The sequence below is a fragment of the Micromonospora sp. WMMD987 genome (assembly GCF_029581435.1).
In the GTDB taxonomy this organism is placed as follows: Bacteria; Actinomycetota; Actinomycetes; order Mycobacteriales; family Micromonosporaceae; genus Micromonospora; species Micromonospora rifamycinica.
In genome coordinates, this window is record NZ_CP120861.1 from 6254134 (window position 1) to 6269176 (window position 15043).

Annotated in this window: 14 protein-coding genes and 3 tRNA genes; all 17 read right to left on the reverse strand. The window is 70.0% G+C overall.

The features are described 5' to 3' along the window. Positions 1-76: 76 nt before the first annotated feature. The 17 genes from O7612_RS26585 to O7612_RS26665 all read right to left on the reverse strand — a co-directional run bounded on the left by O7612_RS26585 (position 77) and on the right by O7612_RS26665 (position 14721). Complete coding sequence (locus O7612_RS26585; protein WP_282268361.1) at positions 77-3508, reverse strand: DNA-directed RNA polymerase subunit beta; 3432 nt, start codon at positions 3506-3508, stop codon at positions 77-79. A 584-nt stretch (positions 3509-4092) separates the two neighbouring features. Continuing rightward, a complete protein-coding gene (gene rplL, locus O7612_RS26590) occupies positions 4093-4482 on the reverse strand; it encodes a 50S ribosomal protein L7/L12 (RefSeq protein ID WP_067301388.1) in 390 nt (129 codons plus the stop codon). Between the two features lie 54 nt (positions 4483-4536). Beyond that, a complete protein-coding gene (rplJ, locus tag O7612_RS26595; protein WP_067301385.1) occupies positions 4537-5085 on the reverse strand; it encodes a 50S ribosomal protein L10 in 549 nt (182 codons plus the stop codon). 579 nt (positions 5086-5664) lie between these two features. Further along, positions 5665-6351, reverse strand: a complete 687-nt coding sequence (locus O7612_RS26600; protein ID WP_282268365.1) for a hypothetical protein — start codon at positions 6349-6351, stop codon at positions 5665-5667. Further along, positions 6348-7355 carry an ATP-binding cassette domain-containing protein gene (locus O7612_RS26605; protein ID WP_282268367.1) on the reverse strand — a complete coding sequence of 336 codons (1008 nt, stop codon included), beginning with the start codon at positions 7353-7355 and terminating at the stop codon, positions 6348-6350. The genes O7612_RS26600 and O7612_RS26605 overlap by 4 nt, the downstream gene beginning before the upstream one ends. A gap of 82 nt (positions 7356-7437) precedes the next feature. Further along, complete coding sequence (gene rplA, locus O7612_RS26610; protein WP_282268369.1) at positions 7438-8154, reverse strand: 50S ribosomal protein L1; 717 nt, start codon at positions 8152-8154, stop codon at positions 7438-7440. 82 nt (positions 8155-8236) lie between these two features. After that, positions 8237-8668: a 50S ribosomal protein L11 gene (gene rplK / locus O7612_RS26615; RefSeq protein ID WP_067301374.1), complete on the reverse strand. Its 432-nt coding sequence runs from the start codon at positions 8666-8668 to the stop codon at positions 8237-8239. A gap of 187 nt (positions 8669-8855) precedes the next feature. Then, the gene (nusG, locus tag O7612_RS26620; RefSeq protein WP_067301371.1) at positions 8856-9578 is read right to left on the reverse strand and encodes a transcription termination/antitermination protein NusG; all 723 of its coding nucleotides are present in this window, start codon (positions 9576-9578) and stop codon (positions 8856-8858) included. A gap of 38 nt (positions 9579-9616) precedes the next feature. Further along, positions 9617-10036 (reverse strand): preprotein translocase subunit SecE, encoded by a 420-nt coding sequence (gene secE / locus O7612_RS26625; RefSeq protein WP_282268372.1) that lies wholly within the window; start codon positions 10034-10036, stop codon positions 9617-9619. Between the two features lie 216 nt (positions 10037-10252). Then, positions 10253-10325 (reverse strand) — tRNA-Trp (locus O7612_RS26630). Positions 10326-10453: 128 nt separating this feature from the next. Further along, entirely contained in the window at positions 10454-10846 is a 393-nt protein-coding gene (locus O7612_RS26635; protein ID WP_282268374.1) for a MaoC/PaaZ C-terminal domain-containing protein, read from the reverse strand. Position 10847: 1 nt separating this feature from the next. Next, on the reverse strand, positions 10848-11294 hold the full coding sequence (locus O7612_RS26640) for a MaoC family dehydratase N-terminal domain-containing protein (RefSeq protein ID WP_282268376.1): 447 nt from the start codon (positions 11292-11294) through the stop codon (positions 10848-10850). Between the two features lie 129 nt (positions 11295-11423). Then, the gene (gene rpmG, locus O7612_RS26645) at positions 11424-11591 is read right to left on the reverse strand and encodes a 50S ribosomal protein L33 (protein WP_013288652.1); all 168 of its coding nucleotides are present in this window, start codon (positions 11589-11591) and stop codon (positions 11424-11426) included. Positions 11592-11723: 132 nt separating this feature from the next. Further along, a tRNA-Met gene (locus tag O7612_RS26650) sits at positions 11724-11796 on the reverse strand. A 26-nt stretch (positions 11797-11822) separates the two neighbouring features. Next, positions 11823-11895 (reverse strand) — tRNA-Thr (locus O7612_RS26655). A gap of 96 nt (positions 11896-11991) precedes the next feature. Next, on the reverse strand, positions 11992-14511 hold the full coding sequence (locus tag O7612_RS26660; RefSeq protein WP_282268380.1) for a bifunctional diguanylate cyclase/phosphodiesterase: 2520 nt from the start codon (positions 14509-14511) through the stop codon (positions 11992-11994). A gap of 63 nt (positions 14512-14574) precedes the next feature. Then, entirely contained in the window at positions 14575-14721 is a 147-nt protein-coding gene (locus O7612_RS26665; protein WP_282268381.1) for a hypothetical protein, read from the reverse strand. Positions 14722-15043: the final 322 nt, after the last annotated feature.

The following is a 15043-nucleotide window of genomic DNA, read 5'->3' on the forward strand; positions in this document are numbered from 1 at the left end:
GGATTCCAGCGCGCCCGCTTCGCATCGCGCCCTGGAACCCGCACCGGAGCGGGTCACCCTGCCCCGAACCACCACCTCAGACCTCTTCGACCGAGCTCGGCTCGCGCCGGGACAGGTCGATGCCCAGCTCCTCCGCGGCCCGGAACACCTCGTCGTCGGTCTCGCGCATCTCCAGGGCGACCCCGTCGCTGCTGAGCACCTCGACGTTCAGGCACAGCGACTGGAGCTCCTTGAGCAACACCTTGAACGACTCCGGGATGCCCGGCTCGGGGATGTTCTCGCCCTTGACGATCGCCTCGTAGACCTTGACCCGGCCCAGGACGTCGTCGGACTTGATGGTGAGCAACTCCTGCAGGGCGTAGGCGGCGCCGTACGCCTGCATCGCCCAGCACTCCATCTCGCCGAAGCGCTGGCCACCGAACTGCGCCTTACCACCCAGCGGCTGCTGCGTGATCATCGAGTACGGACCGGTCGACCGGGCGTGGATCTTGTCGTCGACCAGGTGGTTGAGCTTCAGGATGTAGATGTAGCCGACCGCGATCGGATCCGGCAGCGGCTCACCGGACCGGCCGTCGAACAGCCGCGCCTTGCCGGAGGAGCCGATCAGCTGGTTGCCGTCCCGGTTGGGCAGGGTCGACGCGAGCAGACCGGAGATCTCCTCCTCGCGGGCACCGTCGAAGACCGGGGTGGCCACGTTCGTGTCCCCCTCGGACTCGTGCGCGTCGATCGAGCGGAGCTGGCGCTTCCACTCGGCGTCGTCGCCCTCGACCTTCCAACCGGTCTTGGCGACCCAACCGAGGTGGGTCTCCAGCACCTGCCCGATGTTCATCCGGGAGGGCACGCCCAGCGGGTTCAGCACGATGTCGACCGGGGTGCCGTCCTCCAGGAACGGCATGTCCTCGATCGGCAGGATCTTCGAGATGACGCCCTTGTTGCCGTGCCGGCCGGCGAGCTTGTCGCCGTCCTGGATCTTCCGCTTCTGGGCGACGTAGACCCGGACCAGCTCGTTGACGCCCGGCGGCAGCTCGTCGCCGTCCTCGCGGGAGAAGGTACGCACGCCGATGACCGTGCCGGTCTCGCCGTGCGGCACCTTCAGCGAGGTGTCCCGGACCTCCCGCGCCTTCTCACCGAAGATCGCCCGGAGCAGTCGCTCCTCCGGGGTCAGCTCGGTCTCGCCCTTGGGCGTGACCTTGCCGACCAGGATGTCGCCGGGGACGACCTCGGCGCCGATCCGGATGATCCCGCGCTCGTCGAGGTCGGCGAGCATCTCCTCGCTGACGTTCGGGATGTCGCGGGTGATCTCCTCCGGGCCGAGCTTGGTGTCCCGGGCGTCGACCTCGTGCTCCTCGATGTGGATCGAGGTGAGCACGTCCTGCTGCACGAGGCGCTGCGACAGGATGATCGCGTCCTCGTAGTTGTGGCCCTCCCAGCACATGAACGCCACCAGCAGGTTGCGTCCGAGCGCCATCTCGCCCTCGTCGGTGCACGGACCGTCGGCGATGACCTGACCGGCCTCGACGCGGTCGCCCTCGAAGACCACCGGCTTCTGGTTGACGCAGGAGCCGGAGTTGGAGCGGCGGAACTTGTGCAGCAGGTACGTGCGGCGGTGGCCGTCGTCCTGGTGGATGGTGATGTAGTCGGCGCAGAGGTCCTCGATCACACCGCCGACCTCGGCGACGACGACGTCACCGGCGTCCACGGCCGCGCGGTACTCCATGCCCGTGCCGACCAGCGGGGCCTCGGCCTTGACCAGGGGCACCGCCTGACGCTGCATGTTGGCGCCCATCAGGGCACGGTTGGCGTCGTCGTGCTCGAGGAACGGGATCATCGCGGTGCCGACGGAGACCATCTGCCGCGGCGAGATGTCCATGTAGTCGACCGCGCTCGGGACCACGTCCTCGGTCTCGCCACCCTTACGGCGGCAGAGGACCCGGTCCTCGGCGAAGGTGCCGTCGGCGTTCAACGGCGCGTTGGCCTGCGCCTTGACGAAGCGGTCCTCGTCGTCCGCGGTCAGGTAGTCGACCTGGTCGGTGACCCGGCCGTCGACGACCTTGCGGTACGGCGTCTCGATGAACCCGAACGGGTTGACCCGGGCGAACGTCGACAGGTTGCCGATCAGGCCGATGTTCGGGCCTTCGGGCGTCTCGATCGGGCACATCCGGCCGTAGTGCGACGGGTGCACGTCCCGGACCTCGAAGCCGGCCCGCTCCCGGGACAGACCACCCGGGCCGAGCGCGTTGAGCCGCCGCCGGTGGGTGAGCCCCGCCAGGGGGTTGGTCTGGTCCATGAACTGGGACAGCTGCGACGTGCCGAAGAACTCCTTGATCGCCGCCACCACCGGACGGATGTTGATCAGGGTCTGCGGCGTGATCGCCTCGACGTCCTGCGTCGTCATGCGCTCCCGGACGACCCGCTCCATCCGCGACAGACCGACCCGGACCTGGTTCTGGATGAGCTCACCCACGGTCCGGATCCGGCGGTTGCCGAAGTGGTCGATGTCGTCCGCCTCGTAGCCCTCCTCACCGGCGTGCAGCCGGCAGAGGTACTCGACGGTCGAGACGATGTCGTCCTCGGTGAGCGTGCCGGTGGTGATCGGCACGTCCAGCCCGAGCTTCTTGTTGAACTTGTACCGACCGACCTTGGCGACGTCGTACCGCTTCGGGTTGAAGAAGAGGTTGTCGAGCAGGGTCTGGGCGTTCTCACGGGTCGGCGGCTCGCCGGGGCGGAGCTTGCGGTAGATGTCGAGCAGGGCCTCGTCCTGGCCGGCGATGTGGTCCTTCTCGAGCGTGGTCATCATGAGTTCGGACCAGCCGAACCGCTCGCGGATCCGCTCGGCCGACCAACCGATGGCCTTGAGGACGACCGTCACGGCCTGCCGGCGCTTGCGGTCGATCCGGACACCGACGGTGTCACGCTTGTCGATGTCGAACTCCAGCCAGGCACCCCGGCTCGGGATCACCTTGACGCTGGACAGGTCGCGGTCGGACGTCTTGTCCGGCTGCTTGTCGAAGTACACGCCGGAGGAGCGGACGAGCTGGCTGGTCACGACGCGCTCGGTGCCGTTGATGATGAAGGTGCCCTTCGGCGTCATCATCGGGAAGTCACCCATGAACACGGTCTGGCTCTTGATCTCGCCAGTGGTGTTGTTGGTGAACTCCGCGGTCACGAACAGCGGCGCGCAGTAGGTCAGGTCCTTCTCCTTGCACTCCTCGATCGAGGCCTTGACCTCGTCGAAGCGCGGCGCCGAGAAGGAGAGTGACATGGTGCCGGAGAAGTCCTCAATGGGACTGATCTCATCGAGGATCTCCGCGAGACCCGAGCGTGCGTGCGGGTCGTCCGCCGACCGGCCCTGCCAAGCCTCGTTGCCGACGAGCCAGTCGAAGGACTCGTTCTGAATGGCGAGGAGGTTGGGGACCTCGAGGTGTTCGGTGATCCTGCCGAAAGAAACTCGGCGGGGAGCGAAAGCGCTCGACGTACGACTGGTCTTCGCAGGGCGGGAAGCTGCCAAGATGCGTCCTTCCGAGGACCGGTGCTGCAGAACGGCTGGTATGCGTGCACTCCAATGACCCCACCAAAAATATCCATAATCGGACATTTCCGAGCAGGGGCCACGTCGGAAGGCAGCGCAAACTAGCAGTGTAGCCGAGAGGCTAACCGCTGTCCAGCCCATCCCGCAGGTCGTCGCGGAACGTGCCTCGGGACCCCTGAACCGGGGTCGAACCGGGCCGCTCGGAACGCGAGTCCCTGTCGGGCCGCTCGGATCGGAGCGGCTGACGGTGCTGCCGCTGCCATACCCAAGAGGTGGCCGTCGCAAGCGCGGAAGGTCTTGCTGGTGTCAGCGTGCCTGGCAGGTCGGGCCACGTCAAGAGCCTCATCCCGGCTGAACGCTGGGTTTCCCACTGACGGACTATGCGCGGCGTGACCACGGCGTCGCACCACGGGTGCGAACACCCTGCTCACACCACTGATACCCGGAGTCACCAAGCGCAACGGGCGGTGATCCGTTCCCGGATCACCGCCCGTCATGGTGCGGTGTGCCACAACTCACCCGAGCCGGGCACGCGCCGAAGCCGACCCGAGGCCGGCCTCAGGTCACTTGAGGGTGACCTTGGCGCCCTCGCCCTCGAGCTTGGCCTTCGCCTTCTCGGCGGTGTCCTTGTTGACCTTCTCCAGGATCGCCTTGGGCGCGGCCTCGACCGCGTCCTTGGCCTCCTTGAGGCCCAGGCCGGTCAGCTCACGCACGACCTTGATGACCTGGATCTTCTTGCCACCGTCGGCCTCGAGGATGACGTCGAACTCGTCCTTCTCCTCCTCGGCCGGGGCAGCGGCGGCGCCACCGGCGCCACCGGCGGCGGCGACCGCGACCGGAGCGGCGGCGGTGACCTCGAAGGTCTCCTCGAACTGCTTCACGAACTCAGAGAGCTCGATCAGCGTCATCTCCTTGAACGCGTCGAGCAGCTCGTCGGTGCTGAGCTTCGCCATGTCTGGCGTCCTTTCTCGCAATGAAAATTAAGAACGTGGTGCGCCGGGAGGGCCTCAGGCCGCCTCGGCGCCCTCCTGCTCGCGCTTCTTGTCCGCCAGGGCGGCCGCCGCACGGGCGGCCTTGGAGAGCGGTGCCTGGAACAGGGCCGCGGCCTTGCTCAGGTTGCCCTTCATCGCGCCGGCCAGCTTGGCCAGCAGCACCTCACGGGACTCCAGGTCGGCGAGCTTCGTGACCTCGGCCGCGGAAATGGCCCGGCCCTCGAAGACACCGCCCTTGATGACGAGCTTCGGGTTGGCCTTCGCGAAGTCGCGAAGACCCTTCGCCGCCTCGACGACGTCGCCCGAAACGAAAGTCAGCGCGGTAGGACCGGTGAACAGCTCGTCGAGGCCGGAGATGCCCGCCTCGGTCGCGGCACGCTTGGCCAGCGTGTTCTTCGCGACCGTGTAGGTGGTCTCCTTGCCGAGCGAGCGCCGCAGCTGGGTGAGCTGGGAAACCGTCAGACCACGGTACTCGGTGAGCACCGCGGCGCCCGAGGTACGGAAGCTCTCGGTCAGCTCAGCGACGGCCGTGGCCTTGTCGGCCCGGATCGGCTTGTCCGCCATGTCCCTCCTCTCTCGTTACTCGGAGCTGGTCGCCGTCGGGGAGCACGGGGCTCGGCGACGGCACCGGAGGCGTCACGACAACGAAAAAGCCCCGGCGCAGGGCGCGCGGGGCGAGGGCCGGACCGGTCACCGTGGTCGGCGGACCACGGCGAGGAACCGTATTACGCTTACCGCCCTGCGCGGGTCGCCCGTCGTCGCGGAGCCTTCGACCGTGCCGGGGCACGGTGACCAGCGGTCTCTGGGTGGAACTACCGGCCCAGGTTACGCGACGTGCCCACCCAACGCCAAATCACCCCCGCCCTGTACCCCTCACCCCCGGCCTCGCCCCGGCAAGATCGCACAACTTCATGGTTGTAGTGGCCTTCATCGACGGCGGACACCACTACATCCTGGATCCAGCACGACCTTGATACGGGCACACGACCGAGACCGTCGGGGCGGGCCGGCGAGACGCCTCGACCGGTGGCATGGCCAGGTGACCCAGTCCCCGGCCCGGACCAGGCGACCCGGACCAGGGAGCCGAGTCGGATCGCTTGGCGAGGTGGTTGGCCGGCGCCTGCCGGGTCGGCCAGGTCGGTGTCAGGGGCTGGTCCGCCGCCGCCAGGCGTAGCCGGCCAGTGCCAGCCCCGTCCAGGCGATGGCCCAGCCGGAGAGGAACAGGGCGGTTCCGGCGGACAGGGGCCCGCCGAGTGCCCGGGCGGTCGCCAGCACCGGTGGCACGAGCCACGGCGCCACCGAGTCACGCAGGCCCAGCGCGAGGGTGCCGACCACGGCCACCGAGAGCACCGCGACGCCGTACCCTGCGCTGCGGGTCAGGGCGCGGCTGGCGAGTGCGCCCACCGCTGTGGCGGGCAGCAGAGCAAGCAGGTGCGCCCAGAGCCCGAGGGTGAGCGCGACAGACAGCGGCAGGTCGTCCGGACCCGGCACGGCCATCCCGCCGACCAGCCACGGGAAGACCAGCGCCACCAGGATCGTGCCGAACCCCGCCACCATCGCCGCGAGCAGCCCGGCGGCCCGGTCCCGGGCCGGGCCGAGCAGGACCTGCGCCATCCGGCGCTGAACGTCCGGCTCGACGTCCAGCAGGATCTTGGTCTGCCAGGCCAGCACCGGAAAGAGCACCACGGCGCAGACGCCGTACCCCTCCGCCGGCCGGGCCCGACCGCCGCCGTACAGGATGCCGAGGACGAGCAGGCCGGCCAGCAGCGGCGCGAGCGCCCGTCCGGTACGCAGGAAGCCGGCCAACCGCATCCGGACCAGCGCGCTCACCGGGCCACCTCCCCCGGCCGACCGTCCTGTACCGGGCCACCACCCGGCCGGTCGTCCCGTACCGGGTCACCACCCGGCCCGCTGTCCCGCACCGGGTCACCACCCGGCCGACCGTCCTGTACCGCATCACCACCCGGCCGGTCGTCCCGTACCGGGTCACCACCCGTCTGGGCGGCGGGCGGCGGCGGATCCTGCGGAGGCGACGGGGGGACGGGGACCGGCGGCGCAGCCGCCCGCGGGGGCGGGGGCGGGGCGGCCCGCGGGGGCGGGGCAGCGGGTTCGCGTACCCGCAGGACGTGGTGGCCGTCGGCGCGCAACCGGGCGACGGTGCCGGCCAGCCGCGCGGCCGGCACCGCGACCTCGACCACCGCGACGGCCGGTGCTCCGGCGGTCGGCTCCTCGGTGACCACGCCGTCGGCCAGCGCCCAGTGCCGGGCGTCGGGGAGTCGGACCGTCTCGCCCCGGTGGTCGCTGACCAGTACCGCTCCCCCGCCGGCCAGTACCTCGTCGACCAGCTCCGGCACTAGGCCCCGGGCGGCGGCGTCCAGCCCCTCCCAGGGCTCGTCGAGGACCAGCAGGCCCGGGGTGCGCAGCATCGCCTGGGCCAGGCCGACCTTCTGCGCGGTGCCCTTGGACAGGTCGGGCAGGCGGACCGCCCGGAACGGGGCCAGCCCCAGCCGGTCGGTCCACCGGTCGGCGGCCCGGTCGGCGTCGGCCCGGCCCAGACCGGCGATCCGGCCCATGCCGACCAGGTAGCGGGACACCGTGAAGGGCTGGTCGGCGGGGAACCGCTCGGGCACCCAACCCACGTGCCGGGGCCGGTCGACCACCCGGCCCCGGACCGGCCGCAACACCCCGGCGCAGAGTTGCAGCAGGGTCGACTTGCCCGCGCCGTTGCGGCCGAGCACCACCGCCACCTCGCCCGGGTCGAGCCGGGTGGTGACGCCGCGCAGCACCCAGGGGCCGCCCCGGTGGTAGCGGAGCCGCACGTCCTCCAGTCTCATGGGGCGACCCTGCCACACCCGGACAGACGGAAGGTGCCCCGCCACTGTCCGTGGCGGGGCACCTTCGCGGGAGAATCCGGGCTCAGCCCTCGGCGCCGGTCTCCTGGAAGTTCTTCACCACGTTCGGGTCGACCGGGACACCCGGACCCATCGTGGTGGCCAGGGTGACCTTCTTGAGGTACTTGCCCTTGGCGGCGGACGGCTTGACCCGGATGACCTCGTCCAGCACCGCGGCGTAGTTGTCGATCAGCTGGGTCTCGGAGAACGAGGCCTTGCCGATGATCAGGTGCAGGTTGGAGTGCTTGTCCACCCGGAAGGTGATCTTGCCGCCCTTGATGTCCGAGACGGCCTTGGTGACGTCCATGGTCACCGTGCCGGTCTTCGGGTTCGGCATCAGACCGCGCGGGCCCAGGATCCGCGCGATCCGGCCGATCTTGGCCATCTGGTCCGGCGTGGCGATCGCCGCGTCGAAGTCCAGCCAGCCGCCCTGGATCCGGGCGACCAGCTCGTCCGTGCCCACCTCGTCGGCACCGGCGGCGACGGCCTCCTCGGCCTTCGCGCCGGCGGCGAAGACGATCACGCGGGCGGTCTTACCGGTGCCGTGCGGCAGGTTGACCACGCCACGGACCATCTGGTCCGCCTTGCGGGGGTCGACGCCGAGGCGCATGGCGACCTCGACCGTGGCGTCGAACTTGGCGTTGGTGGTGTCCTTGGCGAGCTTGACCGCCTCGGCCGGGGTGTAGAGCTTGGACTTGTCGATGGCCTCGGCGGCCTTGCGGTACGTCTTGCTGCGCTGCATCTCGGGTTACTCCTGTGGTCTCTGGCGGGCCGCGGTGGACGCGCACCCTCCCACGAACTGATCTTGGGGACCGACCGCGGGGTCAGTCGTTGACGACGATGCCCATCGACCGGGCGGTGCCGGCGATGATCTTCGCAGCCTGGTCGATGTCGTTGGCGTTGAGGTCGACCATCTTCTTCTCGGCGATCTCGCGCACCTGGGCCTGGCTCACCGAGCCGACCTTCTGGCTCTGCGGCACGCCGGAGCCCTTCTCCACACCGGCGGCCTTGAGCAGCAGCCGGGCGGCGGGCGGGGTCTTCAGGACGAAGGTGAAGGAGCGGTCCTCGTACACGCTGATCTCGGCGGGGACGATGTCGCCCCGCTGGGACTCGGTCTGCGCGTTGTAGGACTTGCAGAACTCCATGATGTTCACGCCGTGCTGACCGAGCGCGGGGCCCACCGGCGGAGCCGGAGTCGCCTGGCCCGCCTTCAGCTGAAGCGTGAACGTCTTGACGAGCTTCTTCTTCGGAGGCATGTCACTTCCTGGGGCTTGGAACTGGGAAAGGTGCCGGCCCTGGGCGCGCACGGTCAGCGCGGAGCCAGAGCGGCGACGTTCAAGAGTAGCGCAGCGCCCGGTGACCCTCTGCGCCGAGGTCCACGCGGGGTGGAAACGCCGTCGCCGGCGGCGGGCCGCTGCCCACCGCCGGCGACGGGGAACGTCGTCAGATCTTGGCGACCTGGTTGAAGTTCAGCTCGACCGGGGTCTCCCGACCGAAGATCGACACCAGCACCTTGAGCTTCTGCTGATCGGCGTTGATCTCGCTGATCGTCGCCGGCAGCGAGGCGAACGCGCCGTCGGTGACGGTGACCGAGTCACCGACCTCGAAGTCGAGGACCCTGACCTCGGGCTTGGCCTTCTTCTGCTCGGTCTCGACCGCCGGGGCGAGCCACTTGATCACCTCGTCGAGGCTCAGCGGCGCCGGCCGGTCGGCCCGGTCGGTGGCCCCCACGAAGCCGGTGACCCCCGGCGTGTTGCGCACGCACGAGTAGGACTCAGCGGTCAGCTCCATCCGGACCAGGATGTAGCCGGGGAAGACCTTGGCCTGGATCTGCGAACGCTTGCCGTTCTTGACCTCGACCTCTTCCCGGGTCGGCACCTCGACCTGGTAGATGTACTCCTCCATGTCGAGGGAGATGATCCGGGTCTCGAGGTTGGTCTTGACCTTGTTCTCGTAGCCGGCGTACGAGTGCACCACGTACCAGTCGCCGGGCGCGTAGCGCAGCTTCTGGCGCAGCTCGGCGACCGGGTCGTAGTCCTCGTCGGGCTCCGGTTCCGTGGTCGGGAACTCCGGCTCGCTGGCGGCCTCGACCGACTCGTCACTCGCCGCCGTCGCGACCGTGGACTGGTCGTCCGTGGTCTCGGCGGTCTCGTCGTACTCAGGCACGCTTGCTCACTTCCGTCACTATCGGCTCAGTCGGCCGGTCAGCTGGGGCTGCCGAAGACCCACAGCACGCCCTTCGCGAACGCGAAGTCGAGAAGGCCCACGATCGTCAGCATCACCGCGACGAAGGTGACCACCACGGCCGTGTAGGTCAGCAGTTCCTTGCGGGTCGGCCAGATGACCTTACGCAGTTCGGCGACCACCTCGCGGAAGAAACGCGCGACGCGGGCGAACGGCCCCACCCGGTCGGTCTCGTTCCGGGTCTTCGGCTTGCTGTCGGCCGCGCCCGCGCGGGTCCGCGACCGGGTCGCGGTGCCGCCCCGGGATACCGGCTCGTCCGCGTCGGTGGCGTCGTCGTCGGTGGCGTCGCTGTCGGCGGTCACCTCGTCGACGACCTCGTCACGCTCGTCGCGCAGACCGTCGTCGCCGGCGTCCTCGCCGCGCCGCTTGCTCTCGGCCACTTCGCCCTCCGTCGCGGGATGTCGGTTCGTACGCCGGGCGGCGTACGCGGCGCGCTGGTCACGCCGGCCGGGCCACACCGTCCCGCGACGGGCCGCGGCCGGCGGACCGGACGAAGTGCCCCGAGTCGCCTCGGAACCACCCCGCCGGTGCCACCACCACGGGCCGGACGCCGCCTTGCGGCGGCGCGACCCACGGGAACGGTCAGGCCTGAGGCGCAGGGGTGACAGGACTTGAACCTGCAGCCTGCGGTTTTGGAGACCGCTGCTCTGCCAATTGAGCTACACCCCTGTGCGGCAACGCTCGCCCCATCCGGCCCCAACGGGCCGAACAGGGGTTACTTGCCCCACGGCGGACCAGTGTACGGGTAGCGCCCCGACTTTCCCAACCGGTCCCGCCCGACAGCTTCCGCCGACCGGTCAGCCGGCCGTCCGGACGGTCGCCCGCGCCTGCGAGAGCACCTTCTCACCACCGCACCGCGCGGTGACATCGAGCCTGGTCAGTCCCGCCTCGGTGACCTCCTTGACCACCGCGTCGACGGTGATCTCGGCACCCTCGTCGTCGTCCGGGACGACCACCGGCCGGGTGAACCGCACCCCGAAGTCGACCACCGCGTCGGGCGCTCCGGCCCACTCGGCGACCGCCCGGCCGACCAGCGCCATGGTGAACATGCCGTGGGCGATGACCCCCGGCAGGCCCACCGCGGTGGCCGTCCGGTCGTTCCAGTGGATCGGGTTGAAGTCGCCCGAGGCGCCCGCGTAGCGGACCAGGTCCGCCCGGGTCACCCGGTACGTCCGGGTCGACAGTTCCACGTCAGGACTCCCCACGTACAACGAGCTTGGACCAGACGGCGACCACCGGCTCGCCGGCCACGGTGGTCACATCGGTGCGGGTGGTCAGGAAGCCGTGCCCGCTACGGGAGGTGATCTCCTCGACGGTGTTCACGCAGACCAGCTCGTCCCCGGCGACCACCGGGCGGGTGTAGGCGAAGCGCTGGTCGCCGTGGACCACCCGGCTGTAGTCGACCCCGAGTGCCGGGTCGTCGACGATCTGCCGGCTGGCGGCCATGGTGAGCACGATCGGAAAGGTGGGCGGGGCGACCACGTCCGGGTGGCCGAGGGCACGCGCCGCCTCCGGGTCGTGGTGGGCCGGGTCGGTGGCGCCGATGGCGGTGGCGAACTCACGGATCTTTTCTCGGCCCACCTGGTAGGGGGCCGTCGGCGGATACGTCCGGCCGACGAAGGACGGGTCCAGGGACATGCCGCCGAACCTACACGGGACGCACGAACGCCGACCCGTACGGGCGGGCGGCTCTCAGGCCGCGCCATCCGTGCGGATCGGCGTTCGGGTTGTCGCTGCGGACCGGGCCGGCGCGGGACCGGCCGAGGGTCAGCGGGTCTCGCGGTGGACCGTGTGCTTGCCGTCCCGGGGGCAGAACTTCTTCAGCTCGATGCGGTCCGGGTCGTTACGGCGGTTCTTGCGCGTGATGTAGTTGCGCTCCTTGCACTCCACACACGCCAAAGTGATCTTCGGCCGGACATCGGTCGCCTTCGCCACGGCGGAGTGCCTTCCTCGCTACGGATATCAACTACAGCGCATCAGCCTACGCGGACGATGCCTGGACATGCAAAGCGGGCGCCAGTGGCGCCCGTCCCACCGGCCGCCGGGGATGAGCCCGGAGGACGAGAGTAGCGGTGGCCGGACTTGAACCGGCGACACAGCGATTATGAGCCGCTTGCTCTGCCATCTGAGCTACACCGCCGCAGGCGGGTCCAGCCGGACCCTCTGAGCCCCCTTACGGAATCGAACCGTAGACCTTCTCCTTACCATGGAGACGCTCTGCCGACTGAGCTAAGGGGGCCTACCCGATCACCCCGGAGGGTGTCGCGCAGGGGATACATTACACGGCACCGCGCCGGGGGTGAAACCGGATCCCCGGGTGCCGCATCAGCGCAGCTCAGAGCACGGCACGCAGCCTGGGGAGCACGCCCGACCCGGTCGCCTCCTGGTCCACCTGGGCGCCGAACCAGGCCTCCAGCCGCTCGTACGGCAGCGGCCGGCTGAACAGGAAGCCCTGGCCGATCTCGCAGCCGATGTCCTGGAGGAGTTCGAGGGTCAGCTCGCTCTCCACCCCCTCGGCCACCACCGCCAGGCCGAACTGCTGGGACAGCGACACCACCGCGTTCACGATCGCCAGGTCACCCGGATCGGTCGCCATCCCCTGCACGAACGACCGGTCCACCTTCACCTCGTGCACCGGCAGCCGGCGCAGCTGGGCCAGCGACGAGTTACCGGTGCCGAAGTCGTCCACCGCGAGCCGGACCCCGAGGTCCCGCAGCCGACGCAGGGTGGGGATCGGCCGCTCGGTGCCGTCCAGCACCGCCGCCTCGGGGATCTCGACGGTGAGCAGCTGCGGCGGCACGCCGTACTCGGTCAGCAGCTCGCCCACCCGGTCCGGGAAGCGCCGGTCGGTCAGCGAGCGGGCCGCGATGTTGACCGCCACCGCGAGCGGCTGCCCGGTGTGGCTCCAGTCCCGGCTGCGCCGCAACCCCTCGCGGAGGACGAACTCGGTCAGCCGCCCGAGCTGGCCGGTGTGCTCGGCCACCGCGACGAAGTCCTCCGGGGAGACCGTGCCGTGCGCCGGGTGCTCCCAGCGGGCGAGGCACTCCACCCCGAGCAGCCGGCGGTCCCGCAGGGTGACCTTCGGCTGGAAGTAGACCTCCAGCTCGCCCTCGTCGAGGGCGCGGCGCAGGTCGCCGGCGAGCCCGAGCCGGCGCAGCGACCGCGACTCCAGCGCCGGATTGAACAGCTGCACGCTGCCCGGCACCGCCTTGGCCGCGGTGGCCGCCAGGTCGACCCGCTGCAACAGTACGGCGGCGTCGCTGCCGTGGTCCGGGTGCACCGCCACCCCGACCGCGGTGTCCACGTCGAGGGTGAGCGCGTCGAAGACGATCTCGTCGCGGATCTGCTCCCGGAGCTGGGCGGCCAGCTCCAGCGCCGCCTCGGCGTTCTCCAGCCGCAGCGTGACCAGGAACTCGTCGCCGCCGGCCCGACCCACCAGGGCGGACGACGGGGCGCAGGCGCGCAGCCGCTCGGCCACCTCGACGAGGACCTTGTCCCCCGCCGCGTGCCCCAACGACTCGTTGACCTGGCGCAGCCCGTCCACGTCGAAGAGCAGCACGGCGACCACCTCGCCGGGGGCACGGATCTTGACCGCCTCGGCCAGCGCGGCGGTGATCCGTCGCCGGTTGGGCAGCGTGGTCAGCGCGTCGTGGTAGGCGTCGTGGCGCAGCCGGTCGACCAGCCGGGAATTCTCCAGGGCGACGGCGGCGTGCGCGGCCACGGTCTCGAAGACGGGGATGTCGCTGGTGGTGAAGTGCCCGATGTCGCTGAGCCGGTTGGTGACCTCCAGGGTGCCGATCACCGCCTGGCCGGAGCGCAGCGGCACCACGATGGCGTCCTTGACCTGTTTGGCGCCCACCTCGCGGCGCAGGGCGGTGTCGTCGCCGAGCAGCCGGCCGATGGACAGGGTCTTGCCCAGCTCGCGGGCCTGTTCCCGGAAGACCATCGGGGTGGGTGCGAAGTCGAGCAGGCCGGGGGTGTCCACCCGGGCGGTGAGCAGGACCTCCGGGTGCCGCCGCTGGGCGGGCAGCCAGAGGGTGGCGTACTCGGCCTGCATCAGGCCGCGTACCCGGTCGAGGAGGATGTCCGCGATCGCCCCCTCGGCGCTGTTGGTGAGCAGCCGGGTCAGGTCGTACATGCCGGTGAGGGTGCGGTGCTGCCGGAAGAACTGCGAGTACGACCGGTAGACCTGGAACAGCGCCGCGAACAACGCGGCCAGCAGCAGCACCGACCACCAGGTGGTCTTCAGGGCGATCAGGACGAGCAGGCCGACCGAGGCGTTGATGGAGGTGGTGAGGAAGACGGAGGGCGCGGTGCGCAGCGCCTCCCGACCGGCCTGCCACCCCTGCAACAGCACGTGCACCCCGGCCACCGAGAGCAGGCTGACCAGGGTGATCGTGTTGACCGCGAGGAAGAGGATGCCCCAGGTGCCCGGCCCGACGCCGGCCAGCGGGGGCAGGGCCAGCAGGAGCAGCCCGGCCAGCGAGGTGGCCGCCGCCGCCTTCGCCACGTTGAACCACAGCTTGGCCGGCGCGAAGCGGTGCGACGCGCTCCAGATCAGCACGGAGAGCGTGTAGATCAACACCACGGTCAGCGGTGGCAGGAAGAAGAGCGCGACGACGAGGGGCACCTCGGTCAACGTCACCCCGACCGACTGACGCCGGACGATGACGTTGAGAACCGGGATGCTGATCCCCGTCATCGCCACGAACAGAACGAACGCCAGGCCCCACTCCCCGAATTCGGGGCGCAGGACACCGATCGCGGTGCTGAAGACGATGGCCAACAGGGCCAGGGGTGCGGTGATGAACCAGGCGCGTTCGGTGGATTTACGCCGTTGATCTCGACTGGCCATCCGCCACCCTCTCCCTGAGAGACGTCGCCCCCAGGGCACCGGGAGCGGGGACGACGTAGGGGCTTAGCGCGCGGTGCCCATGGTCCAGACGACGTCGGCCATCTGCGCGCTGCCGTCGGCGGAGGGGATGCCGGCGACGGCAAGTCCACCCAGGATGGTGGCGAGCACGAGGAGCGAGCCAAACAGCCGGCCCAGCCTTCGACCAGACATGATTGCTCCTGTCGAGAGAGTGTTCACGGGGGATGGTGGAGGTTCCACGATCGTGCCACACCTCGGGTACCCAGAAAAGCGGGAAGAGCGGCGCTGGGCCGAGCAGCGGGCAGGTTCCGCCGTTCGGACCACCGCCGTCACCTCCCCGTGCCAGATCACCGGCACCAGGACGGGTAACAGCCTCCACGAATCGCTCAATGTCACTATCGACGCAAACCCGATCTTTAACGGCGCGGAGCCGCCTTCCAGGTAGCCGGGCGACCATCCCAACCCAGGGTCGCTACCACCGCTCCCGGAACCGTCACATCGATCACCATAGCTC

Excerpts from the sequence above, each read along its gene's own strand:
- O7612_RS26605 (WP_282268367.1), bottom strand. The coding sequence starts at position 7,355 with ATGAGACTGGAGGACGTGCGGCTCCGCTACCACCGGGGCGGCCCCTGG.
- O7612_RS26640 (WP_282268376.1), bottom strand. The coding sequence starts at position 11,294 with ATGTCCCTGGACCCGTCCTTCGTCGGCCGGACGTATCCGCCGACGGCC.
- O7612_RS26660 (WP_282268380.1), bottom strand. The coding sequence starts at position 14,511 with ATGGCCAGTCGAGATCAACGGCGTAAATCCACCGAACGCGCCTGGTTC.
- rplK (WP_067301374.1), bottom strand. The coding sequence starts at position 8,668 with ATGCCTCCGAAGAAGAAGCTCGTCAAGACGTTCACGCTTCAGCTGAAG.
- rplL (WP_067301388.1), bottom strand. The coding sequence starts at position 4,482 with ATGGCGAAGCTCAGCACCGACGAGCTGCTCGACGCGTTCAAGGAGATG.
- O7612_RS26665 (WP_282268381.1), bottom strand. The coding sequence starts at position 14,721 with ATGTCTGGTCGAAGGCTGGGCCGGCTGTTTGGCTCGCTCCTCGTGCTC.
- rplA (WP_282268369.1), bottom strand. The coding sequence starts at position 8,154 with ATGCAGCGCAGCAAGACGTACCGCAAGGCCGCCGAGGCCATCGACAAG.
- rplJ (WP_067301385.1), bottom strand. The coding sequence starts at position 5,085 with ATGGCGGACAAGCCGATCCGGGCCGACAAGGCCACGGCCGTCGCTGAG.